The following is a 21,394-nucleotide window of genomic DNA, read 5'->3' as shown; positions in this document are numbered from 1 at the left end:
GATGAAAAACGCCATAAAACAACCACTCGTTTCGAGAAACATCCTGCTACCGTTTATATTGATCACCTCCCTGTTTGCACTGTGGGGAATAGCGAATGACTTGACGAATCCGATGGTTTCTGCCTTTAAAAAGGTTATGCCCGAACTTTCAAATACGCAAGCCTCATTGGTTCAGTTTGCTTTTTATTTCGGCTACTTCTTTATGGCTTTACCAGCGGCATTGTTTATCAGAAAATACAGTTATAAATCTGGAATTCTTGTCGGGTTATCGCTATATGCTATTGGTGCTTTTTTGTTTTTTCCAGCTGCGAAGTTTGAAATCTTTAATTACTTTTTGGTTTCCTTATGGGTCATGACCTGCGGCTTGGCATTTTTAGAAACCACTTCCAATCCGTTGATTCTGGCATTGGGTCCTAAAGAAACCGCTACCCAACGCCTCAATTTAGCACAGGCATTTAATCCGATAGGGTCTTTAACGGGAATGATCATTGCGCAGGTATTTATCATTGATGCTTTACGTTCCGTAGAATTTACCGAAGAAGCATATCAGGCCTTGTCAAGTTCAGAAATGGCGGCCATTCGGGAAAACGATTTAAGCGTCATCAGTGTGCCCTACATTGCCTTGGGCGTTTTGGTCTTGATTATTATGGTGGCCATCATGATGGTGAAATTTCCGAAGGTGGAAGCGCATTCAAAAATTGCACTTTCAAATACGTTTAAAATCCTGGTAAAAAATAAAACATACATTACCGGGGTGATCGCACAAATGTTTTATGTAGGTGCGCAGATTATGTGTTGGACCTTCATTTTTCAATATGTAGACAATTTAAATGCGACCTTGCCAAGAGAAGAACACTTAACTGCCACTTGGTATAATGTAGGCGCAATGCTACTATTTCTTTCGGGAAGATGGGTAGGTACCCTGTCGATGAAGCGGATTGGCCCTTCCAAATTATTGTTTATTTTTGGAATAGGGGGCGTGGTAACCACCTTGATTACGGTGTTTATTGGCGGTCATATTGGTTTGTATAGCTTGGTAGCAACATCGCTCTTTATGAGTATTATGTTCCCAACCATTTACGGAATTGCCTTAAATAATATGGGCGATGAAGCCAAAATTGGTTCTGCCGGATTGGTGATGGCCATTGTGGGTGGTGCATTATTGCCAGTTTTACAAGGAAGTATTTTGGATATTGGCGGACCGGGTTTTGCTGATGTGAAAATCCTTGGGTATATTCCTGAGGTTAATTTCTCCTTTATCTTACCGCTGATTTGTTTAGCGGTGGTAGCACTTTTCGGATATAAAACTATAAAACATGAAAACCAATAGACATTGTTTTGCACTCGACTTGATAAATGATGCCGAACTGATTTCTGCCTATAAGAAATACCATGAGAACGTATGGCCGGAAATCGAAAAAAGCATTAAGGATAGCGGGATTTTGGCTTTAGAAATTTATCTTGTTGAAAACCGACTGTTCATGATCATGGAAGTTAACGAAACGTTTTCTTTTGAAAGGAAGGATAAAATGGATGCCAACAATCCTAAAGTTCAAGAATGGGAATCTCTCATGTGGAAATACCAACAAGCACTTCCGACGGCAAAAGACGGTGAAAAGTGGGTGTTGATGGATCAGATATATCAATTAAAAGCCTAATCACATGGAAATAAAAATAAACCCGAAATATCCGTCTGTTACTGATTTGCGAAATAGAGCGATGGTGAAAATGCCTAAGTTCGCTTTTGAATATTTAGATGGTGGCTGTAATGAAGATATCAACTTAGATAAAAATCGTACCGATCTGCAGAAAGTCGAATTAATGCCGCAATACTTGTCCAAGTTTGATAAGTCGGACACCAGAACTGAATTATTTGGGCATACCTACGATGCGCCTTTTGGGATAGCACCCGTTGGACTTCAGGGTCTGATGTGGCCCAATTCGCCAGAGATTTTGGCAAAAGCCGCCTTTGACCATAATATCCCTTTTATACTTAGCACGGTAACCACTTCAAGCATTGAACGGATTGCGGAGTTGACCGAAGGGAAATCGTGGTTTCAACTATATCATCCAACGGATGAGAAAATTAAACGAGATATATTGGATAGAGCTGCCAATGCAGGTACCAATGTTCTTGTGATTTTAGCCGATGTGCCTACTTTTGGATTTCGCCCACGTGATATCCGGAACGGATTGGCCATGCCACCTAAAATGAGCATGAAGAATATTCTTGAAATATTTACAAAACCAGATTGGGCCATTCAAACCTTAATTCATGGGCGGCCTGCTTTTAAAACTATGGAGCCGTACATGCCGAAAGGGTTGGATTTAGCGAAGTTGGGGGAGTTGATGGATATCACTTTCTCTGGACGATTAAATACAGATCGGATCGCCTCGATAAGAGAACAATGGAAAGGTAAATTGGTAATCAAAGGCGTGGTCAGTGAGGAAGATGCTGAGAAGGCCATTGGTCTTGGTGTTGATGGGTTAATTGTTTCCAATCACGGCGGACGCCAGTTGGATGCTGGGCAATCGTCTATTGTGCCGATGACCCATTTAGCCGAAAAATTCAAAGGTCAGATAAAAATCATGGTCGATTCAGGGTTACGCGGAGGGCCAGATATTGCAAGAGCCATGGCAAGTGGTGCTGAATTTACCTTTATGGGACGCAGCTTTATGTATGGTGTTGGCGCCTTAGGTAAAGAAGGAGGAAATCATACTATTTCTTTGATGAAACGCGAATTCCAACAAGTCATGGAACAGATCTGTTGTGAAAAAGTGGAAAATTTACCTCAGTTTTTGGTGAAATAGAATGGTCTTGATGTTTGAACCGTCTTTTGATAAAGTTTGTAACATTTTATCCTTAGCTACGGGTTTAGCCTATAAGTGTCTCTTTATTCTACTGCGAAGGGAACATGGATATTAATTTGATTTTCTTTCACCAAATTCTATATCAACTATAAAAGCCAGAATCACTACTTTTGCCGATCATTAATTGTATTGGCTAATTTTGGGAAAATCGCAAGTGGTCAACTTCAGTTTAAATAAACCTAAGTGCGAAATTCTGAAAGTAAAGCGTTAAGTTGGTCGGTATGTCCAGAATGTCAAGGATGTGGCAAGAAAAACCAAAAGCCCAAAAAGAAAGTGCGACCCCGCTATAAATTGGCCTGTGATCAGTTTAAGAAAAACAATGGCATTGGGACTGCGCCACTACGTCCGAAGACACAATTAAAGTTGTGCAGCAACTGTTCTGGATCTGGGTTGATTTCTTCTAACAACCCTCCGCAAGTTGATTATGACAACTTCCCACATATAGCTATTATTGGTGGAGGGATAGGTGGTATCGCATTAGCTGTGGGCTGCTTGCACCGTGGGATACCTTTTACTCTTTACGAGCGCGACAGCGGTTTTGACGCTCGATCTCAAGGTTATGGTCTTACGCTGCAACAGGCACGAAAAGCGATAGAAGGATTGGGGATTTCCACTTTGGAAGATGGTGTCATATCAACACTACATGTTGTGCATACAACTGACGGAAACGTGATCGGAGAATGGGGGATGAGAAAGTGGTCGGAACCAAATGTCAAAGTCGCTGCGAAACGTACCAACGTCCATATTGCCCGCCAATCGTTACGTTTGGAACTTCTTGATCAACTCGGTGGGGATGACACCGTTAATTGGGGTCACCAGCTAGTCGATCTTAAAGAAAGTAGGGACGGTCAGATTGCTTTGAGCTTTCAAGTGAATGGTGAAATTAAGACGACGCACGCAGATCTTGTGGTTGGAGCTGATGGTATTCATAGTTCTGTAAGAAAGTTAATGATTGGCGAGGCTATCAAACCATTGCATTATCTAGATTGTATGGTGATCTTAGGTATTTGTCCACTGACGGATGTCAAGGATGTTAAAAGTGCTTTGCTCGATTCAGCTACGGTATTTCAAACTGCTAATGGGGAGGAGCGCATCTATATGATGCCGTACACCTCTGACAAAGTTATGTGGCAATTGAGCTTCCCAATCTCAGAACAGGAAGCGAAGGACTTACATTCGCAAGGTGCGCAGGCACTTAAAGCCGAGGCCTGCCGTAGAACCCAATGGCACGATCCCATTCCACAGGTTTTAATGGCAACGGAACTAGATCAGATTTCAGGTTACCCAGTATATGACCGCGAATTACTCGATGCAGAAGTATTGGATAAATTCGGAAAAGTGACCCTGATCGGGGATGCTGCTCACCCAATGAGCCCGTTTAAAGGACAAGGGGCAAATCAAGCCTTGTTGGATGCATTAGCGCTTACGAGAGAAATTTACAAAGAATGTAGATCATTATCCCATTGGCGTGATGCCGGATTAAGACGGAAAGTATTAAGCGCTTTTGAATCAGAAATGTTGGAACGCAGTGCAGCCAAGGTCAAAGATTCAGCAGCCGCTGCACAATTCCTTCATTCAGAAATTGTACTTCATGAAGACAATGCGCCGAGAGGACGTTGTTTAAAGAACAATGAACTGTAAAATCCCACTTTATTCTCTTTTGGGTTATAAAATTCAATTCGCCATCTGTAACAGTGCCATACACTTCGCTTTTTTAACGTAATGATAGCGTTATAATGACGATCAACGGTAAGATTTTGCTATAGATTCTTTAACTTTGGCCTATATAAATTTTATAGATATGACCGCCAAAGAAAAAGTAGCCTTGTTGAGAACCGAAATGAAGAAAAACAATATTGATGCCTTTATTGTTTATTCTGCCGATCCGCATTTGGGGGAGTATCTTCCCGCCGAATGGCAGGAGCGAACTTGGCTTAGCGGATTTACCGGTTCTGCTGGATTTGTGGTTGTAACTTCAGATAAAGCAGGCCTTTGGACCGATGGCCGTTATTTTACCCAAGGTCCCAGGGAATTGAAGGGATCGGGTATTGATTTGTTTAAAGATGGGATCGAAGGCACGCCAAATTATATTGATTGGATCATCTCCGAAACATCAGAAGGTGCGACCATAGCGGTAAATGGCTTGGCCACTTCCCATTCCAATTGGGTAGATTTAGAAACCAAATTGACCAAACACAAGCGACAGGTTAAAGACTTGCCATTGTTGAATAATGTTTGGACGAAACGTCCTGCGCCAAGTAAGAATTCTGTTTTTGAGCATCCCATGGCATACGCAGGCCAATCGGCAATTGATAAAATTACTGCTATTCGTGAGAAAATGAAGGAGGAAGGAGCAACGGCACACATCATTTCCAGCTTGGATGATGTGGCGTGGACGCTCAATCTTCGCGGGAGTGATGTCGAGTGTAATCCTGTATTTTTAGGTTATATTTTATTGACGTTGGAGGAATGTTTCCTTTTTGTCGATTTGTTCAAATTAGATGATGACGTAAAAGATCTCATGAAGAAATCGGGGGTGTTTTTAAAACCCTACCATAATTTCTTCGATCATCTTAAAATGTTGAAAAACCAGTCCATTCTGATAGCAACTAATAGTAACCAATCAATTTTTGAGGCGGTTAAAGCTGATAACACTATCATTGAGAAACCAGTTCCTGGAAATTTAATGAAGGCGATTAAAAACGAAACAGAACAAAAAGGTTTTGAAACGGTCATGATCCGCGATGGTGTGGCGATGGTGAAATTTCTCCATTGGCTGATCCATTCCGTAGGTAAAGAAGATCTTGACGAATATAGTATCGGTAAAAAACTATATGCGTTTCGTGCTGAGCAAAAGAATTTCATTGGGAATAGTTTTGGAAGTATAGTCGGCTATAAAGACAATGGCGCCATAATGCATTATTCTGCCAAATCTGAAGGAAGTGCTAAAGTTACTAATGATAGCAGTATTTTGATCGATTCTGGAGGTCAATATTTGGAAGGGACTACTGATATTACCCGTACGTTTGCCTTGGGAGCCGTATCTGATGAGTTTAAGAAAGATGCCACTAAGGCACTTCAGGGATTGATTCAATTAACTTTGGCGAAGTTTCCTAAAGGCACAAGAGGCGCTCATCTTGATGCTTTGGCGCGAATGCCATTATGGAAAGAGGGGAAAGATTTTAATCACGGTACCGGTCATGGTGTGGGCAGTTTCTTGAATGTTCATGAAGGGCCGCAAAGCATCCGTAAAGATTTGAATCCGGTAGAACTACGAGCAGGCATGGTCCTGTCCAACGAGCCTGGGTATTATGTGGAGGGTAAATATGGGATTCGTCATGAAAACCTCATTCTGATTAAAACCTGGAAGACTAACGAATGGAATACCTTTTATGAATTTGAAACCTTGACGCTGTGTCCTTTCTTTAAAAATATCATCGTTCAAGACATGCTTTCCCAAGAAGAGATTGATTGGATCAACAACTATCATCACATGGTTAGTGAAAAGCTCGGACCACATTTGGATGGTGAAGTCAAAACATGGTTTGAGAGTTTGGTAGCACCATTATAATTTCAAACATTTCAAAAAAATTGTACTGTTCTATATTTGAAATAGCTTTCTGTTGGGCGTTACACCTTAAATTCAGCCCACAACGGATAATGATCGGAAATCAGCCAAGACAGGCTTTGTTTGGTTAAATCTCGATTTGCAAGGGCATAAGGTACAAAGTCATAATTGCCGCCATTTATAAATTCCATGGACAATTTTGGTCCATTGCCCTGACTGTTGAACCAAGCAATCTGATCGTAGAATTTAGTGGTATCAAAAATAGATCGGGTAACGTTTTCATTCTGAAGCTGTGGAGGAATGTACAAGCCTTCGGAAAGAAATGTCTCTTCTAATAGATCACCTCGTTCATCGATATTAAAATCGCCCAAAGCAATAAAATCCTGATGGTAGGCATTGATACTGTCCGCCCAACTATAAAGCCATTTGGCAATGCCTCTAAGTTCCTCAATTCGGCTTTGTGGGCTTTTCCCATAAAGAATATGTAAAGTCACTAATATAAACGTGTGTTTATTGGATTGAAAACTTACGGCGTAAGGTGATCTTACAAACTGTTTGGATAGGGCGTGCTTTCCGATATTATCTTCCCATTCTTCGGGAACCACCAATTCTCCTGCCAATCCTGATAAATGCACTCTTCGGGTATCGAATAAATAGGCCATGCGTTCACCATTGCCCACTTTGCCCTTATTGACATCGGTGAGAATAAAAGACCAGTTTTTACCCAACACTTTTAAAGTGTCTCGGAGCGCTCTTATATTGTCTTTGACTTCCTGAATGGCAATAACATCAAACCGACTGATAATTTCAGCAATGCATAAAACAGAATGCAAATCGCGTTTGGGAGAATCCTCATCATCAGAATCCCATTTGCGCGTTAAATTTCCAAAGGCACGAATATTCCAAGTGGCAATAAGGAGATTTTTATCTAATTTTTTAAAGGGAATTTTTGAGTCTAAATCGGCTTTCAACAAATTTAGATTGTCTTGAACCTCTGTAGGTGGTATGTCGGTGATGGCGATCATACACTAAATATAATGAATTATAGGTTTTGACGTTTAATTTAGCGTCTATATTTTATTTCCTGATGGTAGATGTTTGCTTGATATAAGCCTTTGTCATTCAGTGTTATAAGTTAAAATATGCCCATTGCTCTATTTGATAATTATAAAAACAATAGTGTTTAGTTACTACAGAAATTGGGAGATTTAAAAAATAACTGGTCCTGTTTCATGGTATTTTGCAGTCCTTTTTAAAGTTCTTGACTCCCATCGGGTACATCATTGAATTTATATTTAAGTGACACGCTGACATTTAAATAGCTGTTCAAAAATCCGATGCTAATGTTTAAATTCTGACCATATTTACGACCATAAAAACCAGGGGATTAAGTAGGCTACAATTGCAAAACCAAGAAAGTAATAAATTAGCAATTTTTTGTATTTAGAAGTATCTGGGAGATTGATTTTCTTCGTGACTCTATAGCCGATGGTAATTAAAACGGCAGCCAATAGCATTCCAATAGGGTGCTCTACAATATAAAACCTTGAGATGGTATGCCCCATGGATTCTCCTGAAAAGTTTGACATTCCCAAAGGAGATAAAAAATAGAGTATCAAACCAATAAGTATTTGAATGTGCATGGTAACCATTCCTATCAAGGCAGCAACTTTCACTGATTTGTTGAAAGGTTTTTTCAATAAAAATCGCACAAGAATGAAAATAATTACTAGTAATAAGAGGAACAGCAAAAGCATGCCAATGCCGTTATGTGATTCTTTGAGAATAGTGTACATGTTTTATTTTATTTAACGTTAAACTTACCTTTCATAATAGCGTAATGGCCAGGAAAAGAGCACAAGAAGTCGTATGTTCCTTTTGCCGGAGCCTTAAAAGTGACAGATGTACTTTCTCCGCCACCTATAAGATCTGTGTAAGCAATAACATGCTTTAAATCCGTTGGGATATAGTCGTTTTCTTTGGCTTTAATGGCGATTTTGGCAAATTCAGAAACGGATATGCCGTTGCTAATCAGTACAAAGTTATGGCCCATTGCGGTAACGGGCATCGTACCAGTATGTTTTAGGGTTAATATTATAGTTTGACCTTCATAGGCTGTGATTTCGGTCTTGTCAAATTGCATTTTATCGTTAGAATTCAAGAGGATGGTTATCGTATCTTGTTTTGATAATTTTTCTAATGCGTCAGGCGTCATTTCATTTGCTACCGATTCAGTTTTAGAGGTTTCCTGACAGGAAACAAAGCCTACAAGGGCCAATGTTACAATTAGAAAAGTGGAGGTAAATCTATTCCGTTTCATTATTTTAAGTTTTTAGCAAATATAATGCTTACGACTTCCTTTTTAGAGGATTTTTTATGCCGAAATTAGGACAAATCAATCATTTTTCGATACATTGAAGGTGTGGCGTTCGTTTGGTTTTTAAAAAGGCGACTGAAATATGAAGCGTCATCAAAACCCAATTCTGTACTAATTTCCTTAATATTCATATTGGTTTGAAGAAGCAGTACCTTAGCTTCTAAAATGATGGTTTCCTTGATGATTTCCGAAGTTGTTTTTCCCGTCTCCTGCTTGACACGTTTATTGAGATGATTAGGCGTAATGTTCAACGTTGTTGCATATTTTTGAATGGACCAATGTTGCTTAAAGTATTTGAGAACTAAGCTCATGAAGTTTGAGAACATAGCGTTATCTTGTCTTGGTTCAAGCTCTTGTTTTTTTATCGTTAAAAACAATTCTGCAATAAAAGTAGAAAGGTAAAATGTGATTAAGCGATTGTTGTTGGGATTCTTTTTTCGATGTTTAAAAAGTTCAACCATTCGAGCTAATAATTGCTCTAAATTAAAGGCTTCTTTTTGAGTTATCTGCAAATAATTTTGATGACTTGGTTGGGTGATCCAGATTCCTAAAAATGGGTTCGCTCCAATAAACTCATCTGAAAAATGGCAATAAAATCCTTCAAGATCGGGAGATACTGATGTAGTGGTAGTAATGTTGTTTTTGGGTGTGAATAAAAAGTCATTTTTATATAATAGATAGGTCTCAAGTCGTAAGCTTTTCGCCATGCTGCCATTAGTTATAAAAACAAAGTCGTGAACCGTTTTTTTATGGGGCGGAAGAGGCAGATTAAGATACACATCGTCATCCTTAAAAGAATGGATAAAAAACTCAGCGATACTGTCATCATTCAATAATTCATCCGTGTTGTTTTTAATATGATCTTTTCTAAAAATCGTCGGACTCAATACCGGAATGTTGGATTTTGATGTGTTCAATGGTTTGTCAGATAATAGGGTTAGTAGATTTTAAGGCAGGTATGCACCATGAAAAATTAAATTGACCATCTGGTTTATTAGTAAGCATAAAATTACGGACTTTATTCAAAACTATTGCTTTTATGATTTTAGCCCATGAGGATTCTTTGGTTTCATTTCGTTTGACGGATTTACGAATTGTGGTGAATAAAATATCTATATTTGAAATTGAATAACCACCCCAACCCATAGCCTTTTGTTCGATAGAGAATCTTTATTAAAACCCTTAGAAGGCAATCCTGAGTGGGATGTTATTATTATTGGAGGCGGGGCAACGGGCCTCGGTGTAGCGCTGGACAGTGTTACCAGAGGTTATAAGACGCTGCTCTTGGAACAATCAGATTTTGCAAAGGGGACGTCCAGTAGAAGTACCAAATTGGTGCATGGCGGTGTACGCTATTTGGCGCAAGGCAATATTGACTTGGTTCAAGAGGCTTTGTACGAGCGTGGACTGATGCTGAAAAATGCATCACATTTGGTCAAAAATCAATCGTTTATCATTCCTACCTATAAATGGTGGGATGCTATTGTTTACACTGTGGGATTGAAAGTCTATGATTTTCTGGCAGGAAAATTAAGCTTTGGTAAATCGACAAGAATTTCTAAAAATGAAACCTCACGGAGACTTTCCACCATCAAAACAGACCATCTTAAAGGAGGTGTGGTATATCATGACGGGCAATTTGATGATGCACGATTGGCAATCAATATTGCTCAGACTGCTATTGAACAGGGGGCGTCACTCTTGAATCATTTTAAAGTCACCCGATTACAAAAAGATACTGACGGAAAAGTCAGTGGTGTTACTGCCATTGACCAAGACTCACATAGGAAATATAACTTTAATGCCAAGGTAGTGATTAACGCAACTGGCGTGTTTACCGATGAGATTTTGCAAATGGATATTGCTGGCGCCAAAAACACAGTAAGGCCTAGCCAAGGTATTCATTTGGTGCTGGACGGCTCCTTTTTGCCGGGCAATGATGCGATTATGATTCCTAGAACAGTTGATGGGAGAGTGCTTTTTTTGGTGCCTTGGCATCATAGAGTGGTGGTAGGCACAACTGATACACTGCTCGATAGCCATAGCTTGGAACCTAAACCATTAGAAGAGGAGATTGATTTTATTTTGGAAACTGCCAATGCCTATTTGAATAAAAAGGTGTCCAGGGCAGATGTGTTGAGCATCTTTGCCGGATTAAGACCGCTGGCAGCACCAAAAGATCCTTCAGAAAAAACTAAGGAAATTTCGAGAAGTCATAAGATAATTGTGTCATCGTCCGATTTGATTACCATTACTGGCGGCAAATGGACCACCTATAGAAGAATGGCCCAGGATACCATAAACAAGGTGATAGCTTTGGGTAAATTGCCTCGTGAGAAATGTCAAACAAAACATTTGAGTATTCATGGTGCTGACGGTTCAGCAGAGGATGACGACCACCTATATGTTTATGGGACAGATCAGATAGCTATCGAACAATTGATTAAGGCGGCGCCTGAGCTCGGTGAAAAGTTGCATCCAAGATTGGAATTTCTAAAAGCCGAAGTGGTCTGGGCGGTTAAAAATGAGATGGCCTTAACGGTAGAAGATGTCTTGGCAAGACGCGTGCGTATCCTGTTCTTGGATGCAAAGGCTTCACAAGATGTTGCACCTCAAGTTGCGGAAATATTGGCTCAGTATTTAGATAAGGACGAGGCTTGGAAACAATCCCAGATTGAGGAGTTCACCCAATTGGCAGATCAGTATATTATATAAATAAAAGCGATTTTGAATCGTATTTTCCGAAATATAATTTTAGTCCGCTCTACAATAAGAAGTCGTACTAAAATCGTTCGTTTTATTTTTAATTACGCTTAGTCTTAATTAAAGAATTCGGGCATCTTCATACTCTGACAATGTTTTCGTGCAGATTAAAGAAACAGTGCAATCAAAGACTGATGGTACCTCGATTTTTGTTTGCACCGACAATCTCGAGTGATTGCTACCAAATTATCTTAAATTTGAACTTAGGATGAAGTAAATAACTTAGGGTTGATAGTAATGATGTTTATTAGGCGGATATCTGGTTTAACTCTTTTAAAAAAAAATACATTATGCGTTATGTTTTTATACTGTTAATGGTCATGTCACTGCAGACATGCAAATCGACCAAACCACCGATCGGCATAACGTTTTCAGAAAATCCTGTAATTGCCCATAGGGGAGCCTGGAAGGCTCAAAATCTTCCCCAAAACTCTATTGCATCCCTAAAACATGCCATAGCGTTGGGCTGTACCGGGTCAGAGTTTGACGTGCGTATGACTTCAGACAACGTATTGGTGGTGAACCACGATGCTGATCATAACGGACTCATTATTGAAAAAACTACATATTCAGAATTATCGAAACACAAATTATCCAATGGTGAAATTTTGCCCACCTTAAGAGATTATCTGTTGGCAGGAATGGAAAACAATCCAGGTACAGGTTTGGTTTGTGAGATCAAACCTTCAAAAACTGAAGGTCGGAATGAACTCATGGCAGAGAAAGTATTGGAATTGGTTGAAGAAGTTGATGCTGAAAAGTATATTTCCTATTATATCAGTTTTAGCTATGAACTATTAAAGCGAATCATTGAGGTAAATCCGAAAGCGAAAACACAATATTTAAACGGCTCGATGGCTCCGGAAGCTTTGAAAGAAGCCGGGATTTTTGGATTAGATTATGCAGCTGGCGTCTATAAACGTAACCCGGAATGGATAGAAAGTGCCAAGGACCATAATCTGAAATTGAATGTTTGGACGGTCAATAGAACCAAAGATATTGATATGTTTTTGGCTCATGGTTTTGATTATATTACCACGGATGAGCCAGAGCTGGTATTTGAGCGGATGCGACATCGGACTCAAAAGAAATCTGAAAACGACCTTAAGGTCATGACTTATAATTTACGTCTGGACATTGCATCAGATAAAGAAAATGCATGGCCCAATAGAAAGGACTTTCTAAGTTCTCAAATTCTGTTTTTGGAACCTGATATTCTTGGGGTCCAGGAAGCTAAGCCAAATCAGGTGGACGACTTAAAAGCATCTCTGGAAAATTATAAGTTTATCGGGAAAGGACGTGATGGCGGGCAGGAAGGCGAACATTCAGGAATTTATTACAACAGCCATAAATTGAAGGTCGAAAACGAAGATACGTTTTGGCTTTCCGAAACTCCCGATGTAGTTTCTAAGGGTTGGGATGCCGATTATCCAAGGGTGTGTACTTATGGATTATTTACCTTCAAGAAAAGTGAACAGAAAATATGGGTCTTTAACACGCATTTAGATCATGTAGGTGCTGAAGCACAAAGAGAAGGAATGCAACTCATTTTAAACAGGATTAAAGAAGTGAATATCCAAAATTATCCTGTGATTTTGATGGGTGATTTTAACGTAGAACCGGATTCAGAAGTCATTAGGTCTTTAAAATCTCAACTTTCTGATTCACGAGAAAAGGCTGAGGTCGTTTTCGGACCCGAAGGTACGTTCAACGCTTTCAAATATAATGAGCCTGTAACCCGAAGAATTGATTATATCATGGTATCTGATGGGATTAAGGTTGAGAAATATGCGACGCTGTCAAGTTCAATAGATTTTAAATTTCCTTCGGATCACTTTCCGGTTTTTGTTGAACTCAGACTGGAATAAAGGAATTGAACAAATGAAGGTTCTGTGGCTAGTTTCAAATAGAGAAGACAGGCTCGTCCTAAAAAATTAATTCATCATGGATTGTTTTGAAAATCTCATTACCTTAGTTAAAATGTTGAAGCACGCAGGATAATTCTGCTGCTCATGGAAAAGAAGTATTTATGATTGGAATTGTGGGAGGTGTAGGACCTTATGCAGGAATTGACTTATTAAAGAATATTTTTGATAACACTCTGGCCAAAAGGGATCAGGACCATTTGGATGCTTTGTTGTTTTCTTTACCGTCCAAAATCAAGGATAGAACGGAATACCTTTTAGGAGAAGTCGATGAAAATCCAGGCTATTCTATTGCAAAAATAATTTCGGACTTAGAAAAATCGGGTGCTACAGTCGTTGGCATTCCTTGTAATACAGCACATGCACCCGAGATATTTTCCTTGGTCAAAGAAGAATTGAATAAGCAAAAGAGTCACATCAAGTTACTTCATATGATCGATGAAACGATCGATTTCATTAAAGTAAATTACCCGCATTTTTCTAAAATAGGTGTACTTTCGACCACGGGGACCTATAAGCAGAAGATTTATTCAAATGTCTTAAAAGATAACGGTTTTAAGGCTATTGTACCTACTTTGGAGATGCAGGAAAGATGCGTTCATCCGGCCATTTACCATCCAGAATATGGTATAAAATCAAAATCGAATCCTTTTCATCCAGATGCCAAGAAAAACTTGGAGATTGCCATGGATTATCTTAAGGAAAATGGTGCAGAAGCTGTAATTTTAGGATGTACGGAAATACCATTGGTAATCACCACTAAGGAAGTTAATGGTATGATTGCAATCAATCCTACCAACGTTTTGGCAAGAAAATTAATTCACAAAATAAATCCCGAAAAACTAAAACCTTTATAACTGATGACAAGACTTATTTTGGTAGGCCTACTCTTGATTAGCTTACCGTTTCAGAATAGTGCTCAAGAACGACAACGAGCTCGTGATTTAGGTATTAAACCAGGTATTCTCACCCCTGGAAAGTACAATGCCATTACTGATGTAGCTGGTGTATCGGTTGGCCAAAAGACCTTAAATATCGGCGACTCTATTCGGACGGGGGTAACTGTTATTTTACCACATCAAGGCAATCTGTTTAAAGAGAAAGTCCCTGCTGGTATTTTTGTTGGCAATGGCTTTGGGAAATCAATCGGCACCACACAAATTGAGGAATTGGGAAATATTGAATCACCAATAGCCTTAACAAATACTCTGAACGCTTTTTTAGTGGCGAATGCACTTGTTGATTACACATTGAGCATTCCTGAAAATTCGAAAATTAGGTCGGTCAATCCCGTTGTTGGAGAAACCAATGATGGTTGGTTGAACGATATTAGAGGCCGCCATGTAACTACTTCTGATGTTTTTGAAGCCATCAATACGTCTTCAACCAAAGAAGTTCTCGAAGGTAATGTTGGCGCTGGAACCGGTACTAATACGCTGGGATTTAAAGGTGGCATCGGAACGTCTTCCCGAGTGCTACCCAAATCCAAAGGCGGATATACCGTAGGGGTCTTGGTTCAGACAAATTTTGGTGGCATTTTGCGAATTAACGGTGCTCCTGTGGGCAAAGAATTGGACACTTACTATATGGCTAATGATGTGCCATATCAAGTGGATGGTTCCTGTATGATTATTATTGCCACTGACGCTCCACTTTCAAGTAGAAACTTACAACGCTTGGCACGACGTTCATTTTTAGCTTTCGGTGCTGTGGGGTCTTTTTCTTCCAACGGAAGTGGCGATTACAGTATTGCTTTCAGTACGCACAAGGATACCAGAATTCCGTATGATGCTGAGTCCATTGAAAAAACCAGTCCAGAAGTTCTAAATGATTTTATGTCTCCTTTGTTTTTGGCTGTCTTTGAAGCTACCGAAGAAGCCATTTATAATTCCATGTTTATGGCTGAGGATATTGTGGGTCAAAAAGGAAGACAAATGAAAGCGCTGCCCATCAAAGAAACCTTGGAGATATTGGATAAATACAAAGCACGCGAAAACTAACCGGTTTTAATGGCCTCAAAATAAAATTATTTTAGGTCATCAGCAGTTGGCGGCCTCTTTCATAAAACTTTTTCCTTTGGAATTCGGGCACGAGAAGACCACCAGTAGCCCATACGATATGCGTTGCATTGTTCAGGTTGAGTTGATGTGTTTTTACATAATCTGTTTTTTGTAACCGTTGAGGTCCTATTAAACCTGCAGTAGCAGAAGGTTCGAGAAAGATGTTCTCGGTGTCTTTTAATTGGGCTAAAAGTTTAAACAGTTCGTCATCTTCTACCGTAAAAATACCGCTGACTAGAGATTTACTGATTTTTGTGGCGAAATGTGAAGGTCGACCTACAGCCAAACCGTCTGCATCTGTTACGTTATCAAGTCCAATATCCTGAACACTGATACGACTCATTTCACCGGTAACCAATCCTGTCAAGACCGCGGGAGAATGTGTAGGTTCAACAAAGAAGCAATGCACATGATCGCCATAAATTTGCTTTAACCCAAAAGCTGTTCCGCCGGGAGAGCCACCCACACCACATGGGGAATAGACAATTAATGGATGATCTGCATCAACCTTGATGTTTTGCGATTTTAACTGCTCCGCTATCCGTAATGCACCTACGGTATAACCAAGAAATAAATCGTGTGAATCTTCATCATCAACAAAGTGGGCATTCGGATCTGACTTCGTTTTTTCTCGTCCGACAGAAATGGCCTCGCTAAAATCGCCATCGAACTCGACGACAGTCACTCCGGCCTTACCCAACAACTCTTTTTTCCACTGTTTGGCGTCGGCAGACATATACACTGTCACTTCAAAACCTAATTTCGCACTGATAATACCTATACTGAGTCCGAGGTTACCAGTTGATGCTACACCAATCTGATGTTTGCTAAAAAACTCTCGGAATTTGGGAGCGGTCAAAACACTGTAATTATCCTCTTTTTTCAATAGACCCGATTCAAGCGCTAAGTGTTCTGCGTAGGTCATGATTTCAAAAAAACCCCCACGAGCTTTGATAGATCCACAAATAGGAAGTGCATTATCACATTTTAAGAACAATCGTCCTTTTGTTTCTTCCTTATTGCCATCTAAAAGCGATTTCATCTTTGGGATTTCAAGGAGAGGAGACTCTAAAATTCCGTGACTTTCTTCAGTTTCGGGAAAAGCTTTTACGAAAAATGGTGCGAAACGTTTCCATAATTGCTCGGCTGCTCTCATATCATTCATGTCTATGGAGAATTTTGCGGCGTGCCGTACAGATTGTAACTCGGGATTGACCCAAGACACGGGTTTTGCTCTTTTGATCTCTTCAAGAATGGGAGAGGTTTCTATAAAAACGTTTATTTGGTTATTGGAATACATAATTTCGGAGTTATAACAATAAATGAAAAATACCACTATTTAGAATGAATAAAAATAAGGATAATTTTTCGATTTGCTTCCGAGTTAAGGTTAATTTATATGTTGAATGAATGTGAGTGAATGCAAATGAATTGAGTCGTTTAAAATTGAAAACAGGATAAACACATTGGAAATTAATCTAAAAAACTCGATTTCGTTCAAGATAATTAGGGTCGATTATCCAGGAGCGGACCGATAAAATAGGTAAGGACAGCGAATCACGTTTTATCCCAATGTCGGGTGACATTCTTTGCCATAACGGTATTTAATTTAGTCCGCTTTCCTAAAATCCAAATCCTGAAAATCATAACTAAAATCTGTCAATGGCGAAATCGGACTCATTTTAAAACCATTCGCCTTACCTTCGGTGTCCAAACTGAAATTCACAAAAGCATCGGCTTTAAGCGAAGCGTCATTCCATCGTACTACATAGGTTGTGCCTTTATAAAATGCCATGGTTCCGGTTAAGTCCGAAGATTTTAAAGCTTTAAAATGAAGACTGCCATTCTGATTGGTGATGGCCACTTTTCCAAACCAGTTATCAATATATGTCCCGGTATAATCTGCAGGATTAGGCTTTTGGGTTTTATTCTTAAGTTGCGCGGTAATGCTTTTTTCCAAAGCAGAAACGATGCTGTCCTCTTCCTTTTCGCCTGCCAATCGCCGTTCATTATACTGCTGTATTCTGTCTTTGTCTTTGATGCCGAAATAGGCATCCTTGATGGAATTGGTCACAGCGTTGAATGCCGCACCGCTCTGTTGATTTGTGAGCACAATAATGCCCAAATTCATTTCTGGAATAAGTGTTACCTGACTGACAATCCCGAGCAATCCACCCGTGTGTGTCACTTGAAAATGGCCGTTGACATCACTCAAGAACCATCCCAGGCCATAAGCTAAGAAGTGTGTATTGTACGGGCCTTTCCCGGTTTTGATAAGCGTTTGTGGGGTCCACATGTCGTTGAGAACTTTAGTGCTGAAAAGAGTATCATTTAGTTTTTCGCCGTATTTCCCTTCGTTCAATAATGCTTGTACCCAAGTGGACATATCGTTGATGGAGGCGAAAATTCCTGCTGCGGGTGTAGAGATTTGGGTAAAGGTATTCGCTGTCAATTCGAGTTTTCCGTTTACAGGTGCATGACCATCAATTCTGTTGTTGTCAGCTTTTATTTCAGATAGAGAAAGTAAGGAACGCTCCATCTTTAATGGCTTAAAGAAATTTTCTGAAATATAATCGTCAAAGGATTGTTTTGAAATTCTTGAAACCACTTCGCCGGCGACAATATAGAGCAGGTTGTCATAATCAAATTTACTTCTGAAAGAGGATACGGGTTTTAGATATCTAAGATTATGGATCATTTCATCTTTAGTAGTGGTGTTGGAAGCGGGAAGCACCATCAGATCTCCAGCGCCCAGACCCAAGCCGCTACGGTGGGTGACGAGGTCTCGAACCGTGAATTCCCGTGTCACGTAAGGATCGTAAAGTTGAAATTCTGGGATAACGTCTATGACTTTCGTATCCCAAGTAAGTTTGCCTTGATCTACAAGTTGACCCATAGCTGCTGTTGTAAATGCTTTGGTATTTGAAGCCACACCAAAAAGTGTGTTTTCATCAACTTTGGCATTTGTTTTTATTGATCTGATACCGTAAGTGTTCTTGTGATAGACCTGGCCATCCTTCAATACCGCCACAGCCATTCCGGGAACATCAAAAGTAGTCATCGTTTTTTGGACTAAACTGTCAATCTGCGGGCCGCTCAAGGCTTGCGCATTTATTAAAAAATTGATGGAAAGGAAGAGTGCCGTAAGGCATAGTTTTTTATGGATAAGTGACTTCATGATATTGATTTTAATAAAGAGACTTTAAAGGTATGAAATCTTTCAAATTTATAATATTAAAAGTGAAGGTTGAAAAAATCTGATCTCAAGTATGGTTGTTTTATCTGATGGAGATTTTTGGAAAAGGGTTATTAATGCCAGTGGAAATCAGTTGGAACTATTAGATATATTGGTTCTGTGCTTTATGGTTATCTACTTGTTTTCGTTACTACTTGTAATGTTATCAGCTTGGCATAATTTTGAAAGTCAAAATAGTTTAAACTGATAGAACATGGAATAATGGCCTAATAACAAACTATTGCTAACCAATTAGAAAGTGATTTATTTAATAATATATTTCAATTTATACTTCATAAATGTACTGTTTTAGAAAGATTTCAAATTGTGTTTTTAAGTTGAGAGTTAAGCCTCTGTTGGTCCGTTCCTATTCCTATCGAAATTTAGCTAAAAGGGTTCATAAAAATTTTTAAAAGTATGGTCCAGATAAAATTACATTTCACTTCTCTATAATTTCTGAATTGCTAAATATTCATAGAAATATTTGTTTCTGAACTTTAATTATATATATTTGGTAAACCAATCTGGTAAACCAATTATGTGATTTAACAAATATTACAATCTAAAACATGGCCAATAGAGCAAGTTTTTTACTTTTAAGTTTAATGATGTCTCTGTTGTTTACCTGCAGTTCATCCAATGAAGTTTTGGAAGAAATAGAACAGGAACAACAGGAAGAAATCGAAGAAACACCAACTCCTGTTTTTGCAGACATTGATTTCTCCAATTGGAAAGTTACTCTTCCCGTAGATAGAGATAAAAATGGCAGTCCAGATGAATACCAACCCGCAAAACTTGTAAATTTCGGATATCAAAATTTAGAAGAGGTCAAACCTTTTATGTATGATGATGTTTCGGATGCCTCCATTGTCTTTTATACCTATCCTGAGACTTCTACAACCAATAGTTCCTATTCCAGAACGGAACTGAGAGAGCTTATCAATCCATCCAATTCTCGTGAAAATTGGAAGCTATCTGACGGCGGCATCATGAAAGGTCGTTTGAAAGTGGATAGTATTTCTGAAAACACTAAAAGTAGTGCAAAATATCATAGCGTGATTGTTATGCAAATACATGGTATTATTTCAATAAAGGACATGCAGTTACATGGTTTTTCTTCAAATAATGGGCCTCCTTTATTAAAAATGTATTGGAAAGATGGGTATTTATGGGCACACAAAAAGTCATTGGTAAACGAAAATACTCAAGGTGATGACCTTTTAAATGTCTCTTCTTCTACGTGGACAGATATCAAACATAATTTTGGTTACGTAGGTTTTGAGCCTTTTGATTTTAAAATTACAGCTTCCAATGGAAGGTTAGAACTGCAATTGAATGATGCTTCACCTTTTATATATGAAGATGTCAGTTTGGCCAAGTGGCCTTTTGAAAATTACTTTAAGGCAGGCAATTATTTGGTCACAACAGATGCCGATGCTTTTGCCTATATAAAATATTACAGTTTGAATGTCACTCATTAAGAGTTTTACCATTAATAACCATTACTAACCACTAAACACACAATTATGAAAACAAAATTACTTTTCCTTTTAACGGCTGTCCTGTCTCTATACGGGATTCAAGCTCAAGTATCGCTTCCTTATTACGACGGCATTGATTATACCATTGGTGAAAAACTTATTACTGAAGGCACCAACACTGGCTTTGGTGACTGGATGATTCCAGCATTCCAAAGTGCGGGGTCAAGTGCAGATCCATTTATAGTGGCCTCCCCAGCATGGTCTTTGCCTGCAGGTCTTCCAGCAGCAACTGGAAATGCTTTGGAATTTGTTGGTGGAGGTGATGACCCGGTCATTGCAATACCTGATCAAGGTGATACGGGTGTAATCTATTCGTCATTTGTTTTTAGAGCGATAGATCAATCTGCGGTGAACACGAATAGTCCAGAGTATTTTTATTCTTTTGCAAAAACCTCAAGCAGTGGGACATCTCTCAATTATACGTCATGTGTCTATATTAGAAAAGTTGATGATGGCACGTTTAATTTAGGAATCTCTGAAAACAATAACACAACCAATGCCGTTTGGGCACCTGATGCATTTACAGTTGAACAAGACTTGTTTGTAGTGATATATTATGATATAGACAATGCAGTTTCAAAGATGTGGATCAATCCAGTAGTTGATGGCAATGAGCCAGCAACTACTTATATTACAGATGAAACCGCTACATCAACAAGAACTAACCTTGATAAAGTAAGAATTAATTTAGGGTCAAATTCTAAAACACCTGGAATCATACTGGACGAAGTGAGAATCGGTAATTCATGGTTGGCAGTCACCACAAACCCGACAGCAAGTGTGTCAAAAAATGAGTTTGCCAATAATATTAAGGTCTATCCAAATCCATCTCGGAATTTTTTAAATGTGGAGACCAACAATATGACGGTAACATCGCTACAATTTTATAATATCTTGGGAGCTAATGTTTATTCACAAAACGGACTGCTCAATAATCAAGTAGATATATCAACATTGGCAAGTGGCGTTTATTTAATGAAAATAAATTCTGGAGACCAGTCGGTAACCAAAAAAATAATTAAAGAGCAATAACCAATTACTTATATGGAAAAGC

Annotated in this window: 17 protein-coding genes; 11 read left to right on the top strand and 6 right to left on the bottom strand. The window is 39.1% G+C overall.

What is annotated here, in order from left to right; all coding sequences use genetic code 11:
* The first annotated feature begins 1 nt into the window (after nt 1).
* The 5 genes from fucP (at nt 2) to H3Z82_RS08915 (ending at nt 6,442) form a co-directional block, all read left to right on the top strand.
* Nucleotides 2–1,330, top strand: a complete 1,329-nt coding sequence (gene fucP, locus H3Z82_RS08935; protein WP_182205179.1) for an L-fucose:H+ symporter permease — start codon at nt 2–4, stop codon at nt 1,328–1,330.
* Nucleotides 1,317–1,658: an L-rhamnose mutarotase gene (locus tag H3Z82_RS08930; protein ID WP_182205099.1), complete on the top strand. Its 342-nt coding sequence runs from the start codon at nt 1,317–1,319 to the stop codon at nt 1,656–1,658. Before fucP ends, H3Z82_RS08930 begins: the two co-directional genes overlap by 14 nt.
* A gap of 4 nt (nt 1,659–1,662) precedes the next feature.
* Nucleotides 1,663–2,811: an alpha-hydroxy acid oxidase gene (locus tag H3Z82_RS08925; protein WP_182205098.1), complete on the top strand. Its 1,149-nt coding sequence runs from the start codon at nt 1,663–1,665 to the stop codon at nt 2,809–2,811.
* A 243-nt stretch (nt 2,812–3,054) separates the two neighbouring features.
* On the top strand, nt 3,055–4,512 hold the full coding sequence (locus tag H3Z82_RS08920; RefSeq protein WP_182205097.1) for an FAD-dependent oxidoreductase: 1,458 nt from the start codon (nt 3,055–3,057) through the stop codon (nt 4,510–4,512).
* 160 nt (nt 4,513–4,672) lie between these two features.
* Nucleotides 4,673–6,442: an aminopeptidase P family protein gene (locus H3Z82_RS08915; protein WP_182205096.1), complete on the top strand. Its 1,770-nt coding sequence runs from the start codon at nt 4,673–4,675 to the stop codon at nt 6,440–6,442.
* A gap of 59 nt (nt 6,443–6,501) precedes the next feature.
* Here H3Z82_RS08915 and H3Z82_RS08910 read toward each other — a convergent pair whose 3' ends face one another.
* The 4 genes from H3Z82_RS08910 to H3Z82_RS08895 form a co-directional block, all read right to left on the bottom strand.
* Nucleotides 6,502–7,464 carry an endonuclease/exonuclease/phosphatase family protein gene (locus tag H3Z82_RS08910; protein WP_182205094.1) on the bottom strand — a complete coding sequence of 321 codons (963 nt, stop codon included), beginning with the start codon at nt 7,462–7,464 and terminating at the stop codon, nt 6,502–6,504.
* A gap of 339 nt (nt 7,465–7,803) precedes the next feature.
* Nucleotides 7,804–8,235 carry a hypothetical protein gene (locus tag H3Z82_RS08905; RefSeq protein WP_182205092.1) on the bottom strand — a complete coding sequence of 144 codons (432 nt, stop codon included), beginning with the start codon at nt 8,233–8,235 and terminating at the stop codon, nt 7,804–7,806.
* An 8-nt stretch (nt 8,236–8,243) separates the two neighbouring features.
* Nucleotides 8,244–8,759, bottom strand: a complete 516-nt coding sequence (gene azu, locus H3Z82_RS08900; RefSeq protein WP_182205089.1) for an azurin — start codon at nt 8,757–8,759, stop codon at nt 8,244–8,246.
* Nucleotides 8,760–8,824: 65 nt separating this feature from the next.
* Nucleotides 8,825–9,733 (bottom strand): helix-turn-helix domain-containing protein, encoded by a 909-nt coding sequence (locus tag H3Z82_RS08895; protein ID WP_182205087.1) that lies wholly within the window; start codon nt 9,731–9,733, stop codon nt 8,825–8,827.
* Between the two features lie 235 nt (nt 9,734–9,968).
* Between H3Z82_RS08895 and H3Z82_RS08890 the strand changes: the two genes are divergently transcribed.
* The 4 genes from H3Z82_RS08890 to H3Z82_RS08870 all read left to right on the top strand — a co-directional run bounded on the left by H3Z82_RS08890 (nt 9,969) and on the right by H3Z82_RS08870 (nt 15,504).
* The gene (locus tag H3Z82_RS08890) at nt 9,969–11,531 is read left to right on the top strand and encodes a glycerol-3-phosphate dehydrogenase/oxidase (protein ID WP_182205084.1); all 1,563 of its coding nucleotides are present in this window, start codon (nt 9,969–9,971) and stop codon (nt 11,529–11,531) included.
* Nucleotides 11,532–11,869: 338 nt separating this feature from the next.
* Nucleotides 11,870–13,447, top strand: coding sequence for a glycerophosphodiester phosphodiesterase family protein (locus H3Z82_RS19640; protein WP_235982414.1), 1,578 nt, complete (start codon nt 11,870–11,872; stop codon nt 13,445–13,447).
* A gap of 161 nt (nt 13,448–13,608) precedes the next feature.
* Nucleotides 13,609–14,361 carry an aspartate/glutamate racemase family protein gene (locus H3Z82_RS08875; protein ID WP_182205082.1) on the top strand — a complete coding sequence of 251 codons (753 nt, stop codon included), beginning with the start codon at nt 13,609–13,611 and terminating at the stop codon, nt 14,359–14,361.
* A 3-nt stretch (nt 14,362–14,364) separates the two neighbouring features.
* Complete coding sequence (locus tag H3Z82_RS08870; RefSeq protein ID WP_182205079.1) at nt 14,365–15,504, top strand: DmpA family aminopeptidase; 1,140 nt, start codon at nt 14,365–14,367, stop codon at nt 15,502–15,504.
* A 31-nt stretch (nt 15,505–15,535) separates the two neighbouring features.
* On the opposite strand, the gene H3Z82_RS08865 is transcribed toward H3Z82_RS08870, so the two are convergent.
* Both H3Z82_RS08865 and H3Z82_RS08860 read right to left on the bottom strand, forming a co-directional pair.
* Entirely contained in the window at nt 15,536–16,864 is a 1,329-nt protein-coding gene (locus tag H3Z82_RS08865; RefSeq protein WP_182205077.1) for a D-serine ammonia-lyase, read from the bottom strand.
* 309 nt (nt 16,865–17,173) lie between these two features.
* Nucleotides 17,174–18,742, bottom strand: a complete 1,569-nt coding sequence (locus H3Z82_RS08860) for a serine hydrolase (RefSeq protein WP_182205074.1) — start codon at nt 18,740–18,742, stop codon at nt 17,174–17,176.
* Between the two features lie 626 nt (nt 18,743–19,368).
* Here H3Z82_RS08860 and H3Z82_RS08855 point away from each other — a divergent pair.
* Both H3Z82_RS08855 and H3Z82_RS08850 read left to right on the top strand, forming a co-directional pair.
* A complete protein-coding gene (locus H3Z82_RS08855; protein ID WP_182205072.1) occupies nt 19,369–20,280 on the top strand; it encodes a polysaccharide lyase family 7 protein in 912 nt (303 codons plus the stop codon).
* Between the two features lie 45 nt (nt 20,281–20,325).
* On the top strand, nt 20,326–21,372 hold the full coding sequence (locus H3Z82_RS08850) for a T9SS type A sorting domain-containing protein (RefSeq protein WP_182205070.1): 1,047 nt from the start codon (nt 20,326–20,328) through the stop codon (nt 21,370–21,372).
* Nucleotides 21,373–21,394: the final 22 nt, after the last annotated feature.

Source organism: Gelidibacter maritimus (genome assembly GCF_014062315.1).
GTDB classification, from domain to species: domain Bacteria; phylum Bacteroidota; class Bacteroidia; order Flavobacteriales; family Flavobacteriaceae; genus Gelidibacter; species Gelidibacter maritimus.
This window is presented reverse-complemented; position numbering and strand designations above follow the sequence as displayed.